This is a genomic window from Stenotrophomonas sp. ZAC14D2_NAIMI4_7, from assembly GCF_003086675.1.
GTDB lineage: Bacteria > Pseudomonadota > Gammaproteobacteria > Xanthomonadales > Xanthomonadaceae > Stenotrophomonas.
Genome location: NZ_CP025995.1, coordinates 129,204 through 144,246 on the forward strand (window position 1 = coordinate 129,204; position 15,043 = coordinate 144,246).

The window sequence follows — 15,043 nt, forward strand, 5'->3', positions numbered from 1 at the left end:
GGCGGGGAGAAGGTTTAAGTCCATCACCCAACCCGACCGTTCGTCGGTCCATGACTTCCGGGGGGTTGACTACAGGTGTCGTCACGCCGACAGTAACTACACGTGTAGTCAATGGAGTGGTGCCATGCGTGGCAAGACCATCGGGGACCAGGAACTGGCCCTGCTGCAGTACATCGATGAACATGCGCCGGCCAGCGTCGGCGAGGTCGCCAGTGGCTACGGCGAGGCCCGAGGGCTGGCCCGTTCCACCGTGCTGACCATGATGGAGCGCCTGCGGGCGAAGGGGTATCTTCAGCGCCAGCAACACGACGGTGTCTACCGTTACCAGGCCACCCGTGGCCCGGAAAGCGTGCTGCAGGGCGCGGTGGCCCAGTTCGTCGACAACACCCTGCAGGGCTCGGTGTCGCCGTTCGTGGCCTATCTGTCGCAGCGCCAGCAGGTCAGTGACAACGAACTGGCCGAGCTGGAAGCGCTGGTCGCCGAACTTCAATCGCGTCGCCACGAGGGCTGAGCCATGGACACCACGATGCTGATCGCGTTGCTGGAACGGCTGGGTTGGACCAGCCTGCAGACCGCCCTGCTGGTGGGGCTGGTGTATCTGGTGTGCAAGCGGCTGCCGTCGCTGTCGGCGGCCACGCGCTGCCGCCTGTGGTGGCTGGTGTCGCTGCAGGCCGTGTTCGGCCTGGCCTGGAGCCAACCGCTGCAGCTGGCCTGGTTGCCGGCCCCCGCCGAGGTGGCGATGACCACCACCGACCTGGCCGCCGATGCGATCTATCCGCTTGCGCCCGAAGCGTCGGCGCAGCTGCTGGCCAGCGCACCGATCGACCAGACCCACGACATCGCCGCGTCCATCGGTACGGGCGCATCGCCGCTGGCCGTGTGGGCACTGGCGCTGGCCGCGCTGTGGTTGTCCGGCGTGCTGCTGATGGCGTGGCGCACCTTCGGCGAATGGCGGCAGTGCCGCGCGCTGCTGGCGGCCGCGCATCCCTGCGAGGACGCTGCCCTGGTGCAGGCGCTGCAATTGGCGGCCGATGCCCATGGCCTGCGCCGTGCACCGCGCCTGTGGATGAGCGCGCAGGTGGACGCACCGCAGCTGGTCGGGCCGCTGCGCCCGGTGCTGCTGCTGCCCGCCGGTGCCAATGCGCTGCAGGGCGACGCGCTGGACCTGGCGCTGACCCACGAACTGCAGCACCTGCAGCGCCGCGACCTGCAATGGGGGCTGCTGCCGGCCTTGGCCCAGCACCTGTTCTTCTTCCATCCGCTGCTGCGCATGGCCGTGCGCGAATACGCCCAGGCCCGCGAGGAAGCGGTGGATGCGGCGGTGGTCGGCCAGCACGGAGCCAGCCGCCACGCCTATGGCCGCCTGCTGCTGCAGCTGGGCGTGGCACCGGCACCGCATCTGGGCGTGGCCAGCGCTGCACCCAGCACCACCAGCCTGAAGCGCCGCCTGCTTTCGCTGCAGCCGCGCCGGTCCTGCCCGCGCGTGCTGGCAGCCGCGCTGACCACCCTGGTATTGGCGCTGAGCGTGGCGCCGATGCAGCTGGTGGCCGCCCCGGTGCCGCCGGCACCGCCCGCCCCGCCGTCGCCGCCGGCTGCGGTGGTGGCGCCCGCTGCACCGAAGGCGCCTGCCGCCCCGCCGCGCGCGCTGCCCGCCGTGCCGGCACCGCCTGCCGCTCCGGCCGCTCCGGCCGCGCCGCCCGCCCCGCCGGCGCCACCGGTCGATGAGGACGATGACGACAGCTTCACCACCGTAGGCCAGCTGCATCTGAGCAACGACCTGGAGCGTGGCCACGTGTTGATCGACCACGGCCGCAGCTACGCCAGCGCCACCATCGACGACATCAAGCAGGCCCGCCGCGATGTCGGCCGCGAGGGCCCGGTGCTGTGGTTCCGCGAAGGCAACAAGCGCTACGCCGTGCGTGACCCGGCGCTGATCCAGCCGCTGCAGCGCGTCTACGCGCAGTCGGCGGAAGTGGGCCGGCAGCAGGGTGAGCTGGGCCGCGAGCAGGGCGCGCTGGGGCGCCAACAGGGAGAACTGGGCCGCAAGCAGGCGGTGCATGCACGGGAAATCGCCCGCGTGGCGACGCAGGCGGCCAGCAAGGCCGTGCGCGCCACCGACATCAACCGTGAGGCGGCGGCCGAGGCGGCACGGGCGACACGCGGTGTAACCGACGATGCCGCGATTGCCCGCGCGGCCGACGCCGAAGTGCGTCGTGCAATGCAGGCCCTGCAGGACACACACAGCCGCGATATCAGCGAGCTGGCCGATCAGCAGGCCCAGCTGGGCCTGCGCCAGTCCGCACTGGGCAGCCAGCAGGCCGAACTGGGGGAACGCCAGGCCCAGCTGCAGGCGCAGGCCTCGGCGCAGGTGAAGCAGGTGATCGCCCGCGCCATGGCCAGTGGCAAGGCCCAGCAGCTGTAGGACTGCTTCGCTCGCCGGGAATGGCCCGGCGCTACCGGATCGATCGCGTCCGGTAGCGCTGGCGCGATTACATCAACCGCAGCTGGCGCCCTCGATCCTGTTCTGCGCGTCCACCTGCACGGTGACCCGGTCCTGGCGGAAGTCCATGGTGACCGCCATGCCCGGCTTCACCACCCGCGCGTTGCGCGCGCCGCTGTCGGCCACCAGCTTCTTGATGGTGGCCTCATCGGCGGTCTTGCCGGTGAATGCCTCCAGCGCTTCGGGGCGGCACTCCTGCGGGCCATCGGACACCTTGGCCGGCAGGCTGCCGCTGTCAGCGGTGCTGTTGGCACCGGCGTGGCTGCAGGCGGCAAGCGGCAGGATGCTGGCCAGCAGCAACAGGGAAGAAGAACGCATGGGCACGACTCCGCAGGATGGAATAACCGGCAGTGTCGCCGTTGCGCGTGTCAGCGGTGTCAACACTGCATGAATCCGCGCCCGGCTACGGCTGCACCAGCGCCAGCGTTTCGCGCTCGCGCTGTTCCTCGCGGATCAGCCGCTGCAGCAGCAGGGCCAGAGTCACCACGTCCTGGTGGTTGTGGTCGGCCACGCGGCGCAGGTTCACGGCATCGCCGCCGCGCAGGTAACGCAGCCATGCCGCAGGCGCTTCCGAACCCGGCAGGTCATCCTCGCGCACCACGCGCAGCAGCTGGCGTTCGATGGTGGACAGCTTGCAGTTCTCCCAGCTGCCGCGATAACGCCGGCGCGTGGGATAGAGCAGGTCCACATGGTCCAGCGCGCTGATCGGATCGCGCTGCCGGGCCAGGCGGTAGCGGGCCTTCAGCAGCGGCGCATCGTAGCTGCGGCCGTTGTAGCTGCAGAACACGGTGGACGGCTGCAGCCAGCTGGCAAAGGTGGCCAGCATCGCGTCCTCGGCAGCCATGGTGGACATCAGCAGCTGGCGGATGCGCAGGCCTTCGCCGCGCTGCGGGCAGGCATGCCAATCCGCCGCGCCGATCATGAAGGCGCGGGTACCGGTGCCACCGGCCAGGCCGGTGGTTTCGGTATCGAAGAACAGCAGGTCGCGCGCGGCCACGTGCTCGCCATCGCGGCGGGCGAAATCCAGCGACAGTGGCTGCCCGGGAATCGCCTGCGGCTGCAGTGATTCGATCAGGAACAGGCCCGGTGCGATCTCTTCGCCGGGCAGCTGCCGGTCCTGCGCGCTGGCCCGCGCCGGTGCGGGACCGCCGCGCGTGCGCAGGCCAAGCAGGCGATGCAGGCCGCCTACCTCCGGCCGCCGCAGCGGTGCCGGCGCCGTGGCAGGTGCCGCCGCGCCGGTCGGCTTGTGGCGGATCTCCTGTTCGACCCAGGCAAACACCGAGCGCTCGGCCGCAGGCTGCCGCGCATCGTTGGCGGCCATCGGGGCCGGGGCTGCCGGCGGCGGCTCGGGCGGGGCCGGCGTGCTCGCCTTCGGGTCGCCGGCCTGTTTCCGCAGCAGGCGCAGCTTGTCCAGGCTCAGGCTCACGGCGCCAGCAGCTCCATCGGGTCGCGCGTGGTCACCACCACATCCGCCACGTGCTGGCAGGCGTCGGCATCGAACAGGTCGAGCACGCGCAGCGCCAACGCGCGTGGCGAGGTGTCATCCTCTTCCTGCGCGGCCAGCACCGGGCCCACGCAGGCCGGGCAGCCGGCCTTGCAGTCGCAGCGCTGCACCAGTTCGCGCGCGCGCTGCACCAGTTCGGCCTGGCGCTGCCACAGCGGCTCGCTGAGGCCGACGCCACCGGGGAAGTTGTCGTACAGGTACACCGTCGGCACGAATTCCTGCAGCAGCTCGACGATGCCCGGATCTCCCTCGCCGCCGCGCAGCTGGCCACGGCCGGTCTGGTCGGCGATCGCGAACCACGAACCATCGCCGTTGCCGACCGACTTCTGCAGGTCGCGCGCATCGGCCATCACCGCCACGGTGGCAACGATGTGCAGTGCGTAGGCGGCACCGAGGAAACCATCCAGCGCATCCTGCTTGCTGGCGAAGGCGCGCAGCAGCAGCGCCTGCGGCAGCTGCCACCACACCGCCGTGGTGTGCAGTTCCTGGTCGGGCAGGTTCACCGGCCCGTAGCCGATGTTCTCGTGCGTGTAGTAGCGGATCTTCTTGTAGCCGGCCACGCGGCGCACCACGTGCACTTCGCCATGGTGCGAATCGCCACGGCCGGCCACGCCGCCATCGAAGCGGTCCAGCACCTTGAGCTTGGTGAAGTCGATGCTGTCGGTGTAGTAATCCACGTGGGTGCGCGTGACGTAGGCCTTGCGGCCTTCCCAGTCCAGCGTTTCCACCTGGTACGGGGTCGACTGCACCATGTGGATGGCGCCTTCGTACAACGTAAGCGCGGCCGCGGAATAGTCGACCTCGGCAATGATCTGCTGGCGGCCATCGCTGCGGTCGACCACCACGAAGTTGCCATCGGCCACCGCGCGCAGGCTGACCGCGTTGGCCGGATAACTGTCGGCGATCCATTCCCAACGCTCGCCTTCGCGGTGGATCACCTCGGTTTCGGCCAGCGCTTCCAGGAACACTACCGGATCGATCGGGCCGAAGCCATCGCCGACCCGGAACGGCAGCTCGAAGGCCGCGCAGCGGATGTGGTCGAACAGGATCAGCGGCTGGTCCGGCGCGATGCGCGCGTGTTCGGGCGAGGCCTCGGCGAAGAAATCCGGATGGCGCACCACGTACTGGTCCAGCGGCTGCGAACTGGCCACCATCACGCCAAGCGCCGGCTGCTGGCGGCGACCGGCGCGGCCGAAGCGCTGCCAGGTGGCGGCCACGCTGCCGGGGTAGCCGTTGAGGATGACCACGTCGAGGCTGCCGATATCCACGCCCAGCTCCAGCGCCGAGGTGCTGACGATGCCGTCGATGTTGCCCGCGCGCATCGCACGCTCGGTCTCGCGGCGTTCGGTGGGCAGGTAGCCACCGCGGTAGGCGCGGATGCGGGGCGGCTTGCGCGGGTCGTGGTCGAAGATGTCCTTCAGGTACTTGGTCAGCACTTCCACCATCAGGCGCGTCTGCGCGAACACCAGGGTCTTCAGCCCGGATTTGATCGCGATGCGGGCGATGCGGTTGCTCTGCGAACGTGCCGAGGCACGCAGGCCCAGGTCCGGGTTGATCACCGGCGGGTTCCACAGCAGCACCTGCTTGGGCCCGCTGGGCGCGCCGGATTCGGTGATGGCGGTGACCGGGGCTTCGATGAGGGCTTCGGCATGCGCCTGCGGGTTGCCGATGGTGGCCGAGCACAGGATGAACTGCGGTTGCACGCCATAGAACGCGCAGATGCGCTTGAGCCGGCGCAGCACGTTGGTGACGTGGCTGCCGAACACGCCGCGGTAGGTATGCACTTCGTCGATGACGATGTAGCGCAGGTTCTCGAAGAACTGCGCCCACTTGGTGTGATGCGGCAGGATGGCCTGGTGCAGCATGTCCGGGTTGGACACCACGATGTCGCCGTGCAGGCGGATCGCCTGGCGCGCATCGCCGGGGGTGTCGCCATCGAAGGTGAAGGCCTTCACGCCGAGGTCGCCGGCGCGGTTGAGTTCGAGCAGCTCGGCCACCTGGTCCTGGGCCAGCGCCTTGGTCGGGAACAGGTACAGCGCCTTGGCCTTGTCCTGCATGGCCGCGCTGACCACCGGCAGGGTGTAGCACAGCGACTTGCCGCTGGCGGTGGGGGTGACGATGGCTACGTGTTCGCCGCTCTGGCTGGCCTCCCACGCTTCCGCCTGGTGGCTGTAGAGCTGTTCGATGCCGCGCGACTTCAGGGCGGCGGCCAGGGCCGGCGGCACCGAATCGGGAATGGGCGCGTAGCGGCCCTCGCGGCCGGGAATGGCGAAGCTGCCGGTGATGCGGTCGTGGTAGCGGCGCTGCAGGCGCGCACTGAGCAGGGCGCCATCGCGCGCCGGCAGGCCGTCGCGGGTGGCGAGCTTCTGCTCGGCGTCGGCCGTGCGCTTGGCGAGTTCGTAGGCCATGGAAGAGGGAGCCGGGACGGTTTGCGAGGGGTCACATGGCACCACAGATGGGTCTCAGGGTGTGAGACCGCGGGCCAGGATGCAGTAAACCATTCAGTGCCGGGGCGGCGGCCGCGCGGCGAATGCCTGCCGGCGCGCGCTGTCGCGCTGCAGGGCGCTGTGCGCGCTGCGCAGACCCTGCACCGCCTGCCACAGGGCCATGCCGACTGCTGCAGGCCACCACAGCAGTGCGGCCAGCGGGTTGCCGGGCAGCGACCCCGCTGCGGCAGTGCCCATGATCGCCAGCAGCAGTGCCAGCCAGGCCAGGTGCCAGCCGCTGCCGCTGGCTGGAAAACGCTGGCGGTCGTCGGCCAGCCGCCAGCGGGGCCCGGCCGCCAGCACCTGCCCGTCGCACTGGCGTAGGTCCAACTGCATCACCCGGGGTGTGGAAAAGGCCGCTGCATCCTGCCATTCCGCAGGAAGCTGGACGCGGCGGTCGCGGCCCAGCAGCCAGACCGGCGCCTGCGCCGGCGTGCGCTGCAGGTTCTGCAGTCGCCCCGCGACCCGCAGCACCGGCTGCGCCGTGCGCGGACCACGGCGGCGCGGACAAGACACGCCCGCCGCCAGCATCGCCAGCACGATCAGCGGTAGCGCTGCGGACACCGGCGTGTATGCACAGGCCCACAGTGCCATCGCGGCAGTGCCCAGGCCGGCTGTGCGCAGGCGGCCGCCGCGGCGCAGCGCCACTTCCGCGGCGGATTCCAGCCGTTCACCGAGCAATCGGCTTGCGCCCACCCGGGGCAGGGCGGCCAGTGCAACGCCGTTGAGGCGGACGATGATCGCCCAATGTGCAGCGAGCACCACTTCCGCGTCATTCCATGCGGCCAGATGACGATGCGCGGCTGCAGGAAACAGCACCGGTACGCCACCCAGCCGGCCGTCGTTGAACGGTTGCCAGGGGCGATGGCTGGCGCTGGCAAGAGCGCCCTGCAGCGGCCGGATCTGATCGTCATGGATGATGCCGGTCAGCGCACGCAGGGGCGCCAGCGCCGCCTGTTCACCCGTATCCAGGGTGCGCAGCACCGGTGCCTGGCGCAGCGCCTGTAGCGCGCTGCGGGTGCGCGCCATCCATTCGGCAATGGCCGCCACCAGCATCGCCGTTGCCACGGCAAGTGCAACCAGCACAGCGACCCGCGATGTCATCTGTGCAGCACACGGTCGGCAGGGGGAAAAGCGCGGGGCTGCATGCCGGGCTCCATCGGAAAGACCCTGCAGGCTGCTGATCCGAGGCGGCGCTGACAATGACATTTGTTGCAAATCGCACCGCGCTGGCAGCGTTCCGGGCAGCGCGACACATCCTGAACGTCTGCACGGTCTGCCAACACAATCTGAAGCCGCCATGCGTATGCTCGCAGACTGGACACATCCGACAGGGCAATGGTTGTGGCACGACGGACACTGCAGGGAGCACTTCTGGCCGGCATGATGCTGGCCGTCACCGCGCATGCGCAGCAGCTGCCTGCGCCGCCGGCCGAGACCACCGTGCAGGCAACGCCAGCACAGGCGCCAGCGCAGGACAGTGTGACCACGCTGGGCGAAGTCCGTGCCTTGAAGCCGGAAGATGACCAGCCGCTTGACCTGTACCGCTTCAAGAACCCGGTGAAGTTCGGTGACAACCGCTTCAGCCGGGACTGGAGTGAGCCACCCACGCCTGAGCAGGTCAGCCTGGGCGGCGGTTACATCATGATGGGCGTGGTCAAGGGTGTGCTCGCCGCAGGCCGCGGGTTGAACAAGCTGACCGGCGGCCCGGACCAGATCCAGTCGGCCATTGCACGGCCACCGCCGGAACTGAGTGCCGACCAGCAGCGGCGCGCATTGCAGTTCTGCCAGCAGCAGGACGGCTGCGGCGCACCGCCGCAGGACTAGGCGCTATCCTGCGGTCTTTCTTTCCGAGGCTGCCTGGATGCTGCTGCGTTCCCTTTTCCTGATTGCCCTGTGCGGCCCGTCGTTGGCGCTGGCCAGCGAACTGGCAGACGACGGTTCATGCCGCAATGGTGCCTTCCCTTCGCAACAGTCCGACTTTGCCGTGGCCAAGGTGGTGGGTACGCCGCGTCTGTACCTGCTGCGCGACCTGGACGGCTGCCCGGAAAAGGGTGAAGCCGCGTGCCGCCAGCGCAGCTACGTGGTCAGCGGCGATACGGTGGTGACTGGCCGCGACCTGGGCCCGTACCGCTGCGCATTCTTCCCCAACAAGGTGGGCGGCAGCGCGGGGTGGGTGGATCGCAGCAAGCTGCAACCTGTGCCACGGGTGACGCCGACCCTGCAGGGATGGGCGGGCGACTGGAAGGACGGCGACAACGGCCTGCAGATCCGCGTGCGGGGCAGCCAGTTGCAGGTGGAAGGCGATGCCTACTGGCCGTCGGCCAATCCGTCGCTGGAAGAGCGGCCGGGTGGGCCGCACATCGGTGCGGTGAACGCGTCGGCTACGCCGCGCGGAAGCCAGGTCGATTTCGTCGAGGATACCTGCAGCGTGCACGCGCAGCTGCTGGGCGATGTGCTGGTGGTGTCGGACAACAGCGAATGTGGCGGCATGAACGTGCGCTTCGATGGTGTGTACCGGCGCGCGGGCAAACGCTGAGGGATGGGGTCAGAGCCCTTTCGCATGCGAAAGGGAGCCGACCCTGGGCTTCATCTGCGTCGCTCCAGCCACCACAGCAGCGAAGCGCACAGCACGAACGCCAGCCACCATGGCCAGCGCGGGCCGGCCACCGGCTGCATCGCCGGCGCGCTGACCGGCACGGTGGTTGCCAGCGCCTGCGTCGTTGCATCGATCATCGCCTGGCGGTGCAGGACGGCGGCGTCCTTCGCGTCGAACACATAGCGCCATACCGCCGCGTCGCCATGCTGCAGCCGCTGCCAGCCTGCTTCACGCGGCCACCAGCCAGCGCAGCGCTGCGACGCTGTGCCGGCGTCAACGACCAGCGGTACGCCAGCATCGTTCGCATCGAAGGCCTGCAGCGGTGCCTGCACGCCACACAGGGCAACGCGTTCGCCCAGCCAGGCCTGCGGCTGCGGTGACCACAGCACATCGCCGTTACGCTGCGCGCGGGCCACGCTGGCCAGCACCGTGCTCCACAGTTCGCCATGGCGATCATCGCGACCGGCGAGCACCCAGCGCCACGTGTCGGTGAGCGGCAGCAGTCCGATGCGTCCCTTGCCAACGCTGCGCCAGCCACCGATGGCTGCACCAGCCTCGTCGTGCAGCAGTGCATTGCTGCCGGGCGACTGCAGGGACAGTGCTTCCAGCGCGGGCAGGGCAGCGGTGTGCGAGCTGCGGTCGGCGACTTCGCCATCCGCGCTGGGCAGGGTGCCCGCGGCCAGCGGACCCCGCCGCGCGGCCAGCATCGCACTGTCACCGTCGCCGGGCAGTGCAACGGCATGGCTGCTGCCATCACCCTGCACCGGCAAGCCGAAATCGCGCAGGCGTTGCCGTGCGCTGGCCGACGGCACGCCGCCGCTGCGGACCAGCACGCCCAGCCCCTCGCGCAGGGCCTGGCGCAGCACGGACACCTGCCCGGCGCTCAATGCCGCCAGGCTGCGTTCGTCCAGCAGCAACAGATCGCTGCGCGCCAGGCTGGCGGCGTCCAGCGGCACCGCACCGTCACCTACGCTGAGACCGGCGCCGGTATCGGCCTGGACCTGCATCTGCAGGCCGGCATCGGTGGCCCAGCGGCGCAGGTACTTCAACTCCGGCCCCGGCGCACTGGCGCGCACCCGCAGGCGCAGCGGCGGCGCCGCAACGGTCTGCTGCGGCACCGGCACGCTGTCCAGGTCATGGGCCTGCGCATCCAGCAGGCGCAGATGGAACACGCTGCGGCCGGGCGCACGGGCGACGCCGCTGAGGCGCACGCGGCCATCGGCGCCCAACGTCGCTCGATCAACCACGGTGTCGGCCGGGTCCAGCAGTTCGGCGCGCCCGCCGGTGACGCCGCGCGCCTGGGCGTGCACCTCGAAACGGGCGCCGGGCGCCGCATCGGCCGGGGGCTGCAGCGCGATCCAGCCACGCGGCGCAGGGGATGCCTGCCACGTCACGCTCGCCGGCAGGACGGCATCGCGATCACGGGCTGCCAGCCCGGCACCGACCAGGGTGAGCGTGGCGGCAGGGTGCCTGCGCAGCGCGGTGGCCAGGTCGGGCACCCGCTGGCCACCCACTACGTCGGCGGCCTCCGGCAACAGCAGCACTGGACCGTCACTGGCCGGCACGGCGCCCGCGGCGGCGGCATCTGCGCTGAGCACGACCAGACCGCCCGCGGGCTGCTGCGCGCTGGGCGGCAACAGGCAGAAGTAAAGCAGCACGGCGGCAATCGCCTGAAGACCCAGCCGCGCCACGCGCCGGCCGCGATGCGCGGTGGGCGTGCGCAGCTGCAGCAGGCTGGCCACGACCACGATGACGGCCAGGGCAACGGCCAGCCACAGGTTCAACGCGGTGGCCGTCATGGCTGCGCCTCCAGTGCATCCAGATACTGTTGGCCCATCGCATCGGTGGCCGTGCGCCGCATCACCTGCGGCAGCGGGCGCTGCAGGGCGCGCCACAGTTGTGCCCGCAGGCGCTGGCGACAGTCCTTGCAGCCTGGCTCGATACGCAGTTGCTCGATGGCGGCGGCCAGGTCCAGTGCATCGGGCAGGAAAGCGGCATTGCGTTGCTGCCAGCTGGCCAGTGCATCCAGGTCGGGGGTGCCATCACCATCACCCAGCCGCTGCCAGGCCTCGACGATGGCCGGGTCCGGCGGTGTGCGTGGCGCCAATGGCAGTTCACGGCTGGCCAGCCCGGCGCGGTCACCGCCCAGCCGGCGGCTCTCGTCGATGGGCGGCAGCTCCGGCCCCACCCGGGCCAGGTAGATGCGCTCGGCCTGCTGCACCTGTTTGATGAAAGCCAGCGCCTTGTAGGCGAAGGGCAGTGCCTGCTCCGGACGGCCCTGGCGCAGCTCGCCTTCGGCCGACCACATCTGGTCCAGCGCGGCCTTCAACGTGGTCCGCGTCTGTGGGTCCAGCAGGGTTGCCGCTTCGGCGTGGTCGTGGGTGTGGCCGTACTCGGAAAGCACGTCGGTGGCACTGCCGAATACCGGCGGCGTATCGGCGCTACTGGCGGTGCCGCCGTGATCATGGTCATGATCGTCGCCGTGGTCGTCGTGATCGTGCGCGTCGGCGGTGGGCGCATCGCTGGTGGGCAGATCGCTGGTCGGCGGCGGCTTCGCTGCGCCCTCGCTCTCCTCGCCCAGGAACTGGCCGTAACGCAGGCGCAGGATGCGCTGGTCCACGCCGATGGCATCGCTGCGCTTCACGAACGTATCAGCAGCGAGGGCACGCCGCTGGCGGATCAATGCTTCGGCATCGATGATGATCTGCCGCTGGCTGCGGAAGTAGGCCGGCAGGGTCTTCTTGATGCGGCCTTCCAGTTCGGCGGTGAGCGCCACCTCCGCACTCGGCAGGCGCAGGATCACGCTGCTGCTGCGCGCGGTCTGCGGCCGGGGTGCATGGTTGTCGCGGACCTCCAGCTGCGCGATCACATCGCCGCCGGGCTGCGCGCCCAGTGCGGCCAGATCGAGCGTGTGGGCGAAGCGCCGTGCGCTGGCTTCGCCGCTGCCGGTCAGCGCCACGTGGCGTGTTGCGAAGGTGATGTTCTCGCCACTGCCCTGGGTGGTGGTGATTGACAACATTGCCCCCGCAGCGACGCCATAGTCATCGCTGGCTTCGAAGCGCAGCGTCCACTGGCGTTGCCCGGGCGTGCCCAGAACCAAGCTGGATGCCGGTTCCAGCACGCGCACGCTGGGCGACTGGTCGGCCACCACGTCCAGCCGATGCAGGCGGGTTTCGGCCAGCGCCGGTTCGCTCACCACGCGGTACAGCACAGGCGCGCGCGCAACGTCCTGTGCCAGCCAGTGGCCATCCTGCTCGTGCAGCGGCAATTGCCGGCCATCGTGGAACTGCAGCCAGGCCTTGGCCGGGGCGCGATCAAAGCGCAGTGACCAGGACAGCCGGCTGTCTGCGGCGACTTTGGCATCCAGCGCATTCTGGTTGAGGGTCGGCCGCCCCGTGTAGGCCGGCGCGTCCACGCGCAGGCGGGTGGACTGCAGGTGCAGCGGTCCTGGGGGCGTCTTATCGCCCGCTGTCGGCGCGTGCGCAGGCTGCGACGGTGCGCCCGCACGCGGCCAGCCCAGTGCCAGCAGCGCGATGGCCAGGCCGCCCAGCCAGCACAGCAGCAGCGCGCCGCGCGGCCAGCGCGGACGCAGCTCCGGCATTGCCCGTTCCAGGGTGGCCAGCACGTGCGTGCGCTGGCGCTGCTGCAGCGGATTGAGCGTGGCGGCATCGGCAAACAGCAGGTCGGCGCTGTCTTCGCTGCGGCCGCTGGTGTCGAGTTGCCGCTGCAGCCACTGCCGGTCCAGCCGGCGGGCGTGCGCGGTGGCCAGCGCCGCGCAGGCGAGCAGACCGACCGTGGCGACCACGCAGGCGATGTCGAACCCGCCCAGGCGCAGTGCCAATGTGGCGGCGGCCAACGCCCAGGGCAGTCCCAGCAGCAGGGTGATGAGCGCGCGTCGGCGTCGGGCGCGACGCCATGCGAGTTGAAGTGTCTTCATGCCGCCGCCCTGCGCCGCGCGCTGCTGGCCATGCAGCGTTCCAGCGCGAACAGCAGCACGATGGCCAGCAACAGCCACGTGGTGGGCTCGCGCACTGGCGCTGTGGCGGCCGGCAGTGCCGCGCGCTGTGGCGCCTGGTCCTGGGCATTTCCCAGCCGCGGTGGCGCCGGTGGCTGCAGCGCCAGCAGCAGGGAGCGCGGCAGGTGCGGATCGCGCAGTGCCTGGGTCTTGGAGGCATCCCAGTCAGCGGGCAGCGACAGCAGGCGGCCGCGGCCGACGCGCTGCTGCCAGAGCAGGGGGGCGCCGCTGGCGTCGCGCAGCAGCACACTGGCGTTCGCGGCGGGCTTGGCGGCGGTCAGCACCTGGCCACCGTCGCTCAGCCACGCCTGCCAGCGGCCGGGCAGCGCCTCGTCCCGGGTCCTCACAGCGGTTTCGCCGCGCGCGGGCAGGGCATCGACAGGCAACGCATCCGGTGCTGGCCGCACGCCCCATGCGCGCTGCAGTGCGTTCAACCAGTGCTGCGCCGCGCTGGACGCATCGGCGTGCACGCGCAGCCGCGGTGGCGCTGCTTCAGCCTGATCCGTGCTGGCTGCGAGCGGGTGCGTGTGCCATTGCACGTCGCGTGACAGCTGCACGCGTGCGCCATCCAGGCCTGGCAACGGATCGGGCACGTGCACGATCAACGGGGTGCCTGCAGGAAGCTGCGCGTCCAGTTCGCGCAGCAGGCTGGGCAGAGCGGCGCTGCCGGGTACTGGCGCTTGTTCGATGGCCGGGAAGCCGGGCGCCAGCCAATGCCAGTTCGCAGCGTCGGCGCCACCGCGCAAGGCGCCCGCATCCAATCCCGGGGCGACCACGGTCCAGGCGGCAGGCCCCGGCGCGGGGCCGGTCAACGCCGGGCGCGCCAGCAGCAGGGCCAGCGCTGCCAGCAACAGCAGGCGCACCAGCAGCAACGGCCAGTCATCGAAACGGATGCGCTGGCGCGGGCGGATCTGTGCGCGCAGCCAGCGCAGGGCGGCAAAATCCAGCGGCGTGTACGGATGGCGCCGGGCCAGGTGGATCAGCAGTGGCAGCAGCCACGCGGCAAGCGCGGCCAGGCCCAGCGGGAACAGCAGGTTCATGCGCCGCCCCCGCGGCCGAACAGGGCCTGCAGTGGCTGGTCCAGCGGCTGGTCGAGCCAGCCGGTGGCGCTGGCGATGCCGCTGGCCTGCAAGCGCGACTGCAGGGCGGTGCGCGCGGCAGCGAAGCGCTGCAGGTAATCGCTGCGGATCGCGGCGCCATCGCCCAGCAGTTCGTCGCCGGTTTCCGGATCGCGGAAGCGATGGCCGGCATCGAACGGGAAGTCGCGCTCATCGGCGGTCAGGATCTGCAGCAGCATCACCTCGCGGCGTGCGCCGGCCAGTTGTTCCAGCAAGGCGATACCGGCTTCGTCGAAGCCGTCGCCGATGGCCAGCAGCAGGTCTCCCGGGCGCACGCGCTCCCACAGCGGCCGCAGGCGCTCGGCCACCGGCCACGCGCCACGGGTTTGCAGCGCATGCAGCTGCAGATGGATGCGATCGCGCTGGCGTGCACCGCTGGCGGCCGGCACCAGTTGCAGGCCATCACCGTTGATTGCCAGCAGGCCGAAACGGTCGCCCTGCTGCAGGGCCAGTTCCAGCACACACGCGGCAACGCCGCGCATGTGGTCCAGGCGCGTGCGCTGTGGCGCGGCACGGTCGGCCTGGCCGGCCGAGGCGGTGGCGTCCAGCAGCAGCCAGACGGCGATCGGGCTTTCGCGTTCGGATTCGCGCACGAAGAAGCGATCGGAGCGGGCGTACAGCTTCCAGTCGATCTGGCGCAGCGCGTCGCCCGGCTCGTAGGCACGGTACTGGGCAAACTCCAGGCCGGCACCGCGGCTGCGGCTGGCGTGCTGGCCGATGCCGCTGGCGCCGCTGGCCAGGCGCGGCGACAGCCGCAACGTGCGCAGGCGCGCACGCACGTCTGGCGGCAGGGTCAGCGGGATGGCGGTGCTCACGCAGGA

Annotated in this window: 11 protein-coding genes and 1 pseudogene; 4 read left to right on the forward strand and 8 right to left on the reverse strand. The window is 70.7% G+C overall.

The features are described 5' to 3' along the window. Positions 1-124: 124 nt before the first annotated feature. Together C1922_RS00530 and C1922_RS00535 are read left to right on the forward strand one after the other, a co-directional pair. Positions 125-511 carry a BlaI/MecI/CopY family transcriptional regulator gene (locus C1922_RS00530; RefSeq protein WP_108747994.1) on the forward strand — a complete coding sequence of 129 codons (387 nt, stop codon included), beginning with the start codon at positions 125-127 and terminating at the stop codon, positions 509-511. Between the two features lie 3 nt (positions 512-514). Next, positions 515-2,422, forward strand: coding sequence for a M56 family metallopeptidase (locus C1922_RS00535; RefSeq protein WP_108747995.1), 1,908 nt, complete (start codon positions 515-517; stop codon positions 2,420-2,422). 72 nt (positions 2,423-2,494) lie between these two features. Here C1922_RS00535 and C1922_RS00540 read toward each other — a convergent pair whose 3' ends face one another. From C1922_RS00540 to C1922_RS00555, 4 genes and pseudogenes are all read right to left on the reverse strand, one after another. Beyond that, positions 2,495-2,818 carry an I78 family peptidase inhibitor gene (locus C1922_RS00540; protein ID WP_108747996.1) on the reverse strand — a complete coding sequence of 108 codons (324 nt, stop codon included), beginning with the start codon at positions 2,816-2,818 and terminating at the stop codon, positions 2,495-2,497. An 85-nt stretch (positions 2,819-2,903) separates the two neighbouring features. Continuing rightward, positions 2,904-3,797: pseudogene (locus C1922_RS00545) on the reverse strand (ribonuclease H-like domain-containing protein); the annotation flags it as partial. Positions 3,798-3,922: 125 nt separating this feature from the next. Continuing rightward, positions 3,923-6,412 (reverse strand): DEAD/DEAH box helicase, encoded by a 2,490-nt coding sequence (locus C1922_RS00550; protein WP_108747998.1) that lies wholly within the window; start codon positions 6,410-6,412, stop codon positions 3,923-3,925. A gap of 93 nt (positions 6,413-6,505) precedes the next feature. Continuing rightward, positions 6,506-7,576 (reverse strand): hypothetical protein, encoded by a 1,071-nt coding sequence (locus C1922_RS00555; RefSeq protein ID WP_159091809.1) that lies wholly within the window; start codon positions 7,574-7,576, stop codon positions 6,506-6,508. A 252-nt stretch (positions 7,577-7,828) separates the two neighbouring features. On the opposite strand from C1922_RS00555, the gene C1922_RS00560 reads away from it, so the two are divergent. Both C1922_RS00560 and C1922_RS00565 read left to right on the forward strand, forming a co-directional pair. Then, positions 7,829-8,317 carry a hypothetical protein gene (locus C1922_RS00560; protein ID WP_108748000.1) on the forward strand — a complete coding sequence of 163 codons (489 nt, stop codon included), beginning with the start codon at positions 7,829-7,831 and terminating at the stop codon, positions 8,315-8,317. 37 nt (positions 8,318-8,354) lie between these two features. After that, a complete protein-coding gene (locus tag C1922_RS00565) occupies positions 8,355-9,029 on the forward strand; it encodes a hypothetical protein (protein WP_108748001.1) in 675 nt (224 codons plus the stop codon). Positions 9,030-9,079: 50 nt separating this feature from the next. Here C1922_RS00565 and C1922_RS00570 read toward each other — a convergent pair whose 3' ends face one another. From C1922_RS00570 to C1922_RS00585, 4 genes are read right to left on the reverse strand one after another with little or no spacing between them, the layout of a single operon-like run. Continuing rightward, positions 9,080-10,888, reverse strand: coding sequence for a hypothetical protein (locus C1922_RS00570; protein ID WP_108748002.1), 1,809 nt, complete (start codon positions 10,886-10,888; stop codon positions 9,080-9,082). Further along, entirely contained in the window at positions 10,885-13,026 is a 2,142-nt protein-coding gene (locus C1922_RS00575; protein WP_108748003.1) for a hypothetical protein, read from the reverse strand. The genes C1922_RS00570 and C1922_RS00575 overlap by 4 nt, the downstream gene beginning before the upstream one ends. Continuing rightward, positions 13,023-14,144: a BatA domain-containing protein gene (locus C1922_RS00580; protein WP_108748004.1), complete on the reverse strand. Its 1,122-nt coding sequence runs from the start codon at positions 14,142-14,144 to the stop codon at positions 13,023-13,025. Before C1922_RS00580 ends, C1922_RS00575 begins: the two co-directional genes overlap by 4 nt. Beyond that, positions 14,141-15,037 (reverse strand): DUF58 domain-containing protein, encoded by an 897-nt coding sequence (locus C1922_RS00585; RefSeq protein WP_108748005.1) that lies wholly within the window; start codon positions 15,035-15,037, stop codon positions 14,141-14,143. The genes C1922_RS00580 and C1922_RS00585 overlap by 4 nt, the downstream gene beginning before the upstream one ends. Between the last annotated feature and the right edge of the window lie 6 nt (positions 15,038-15,043).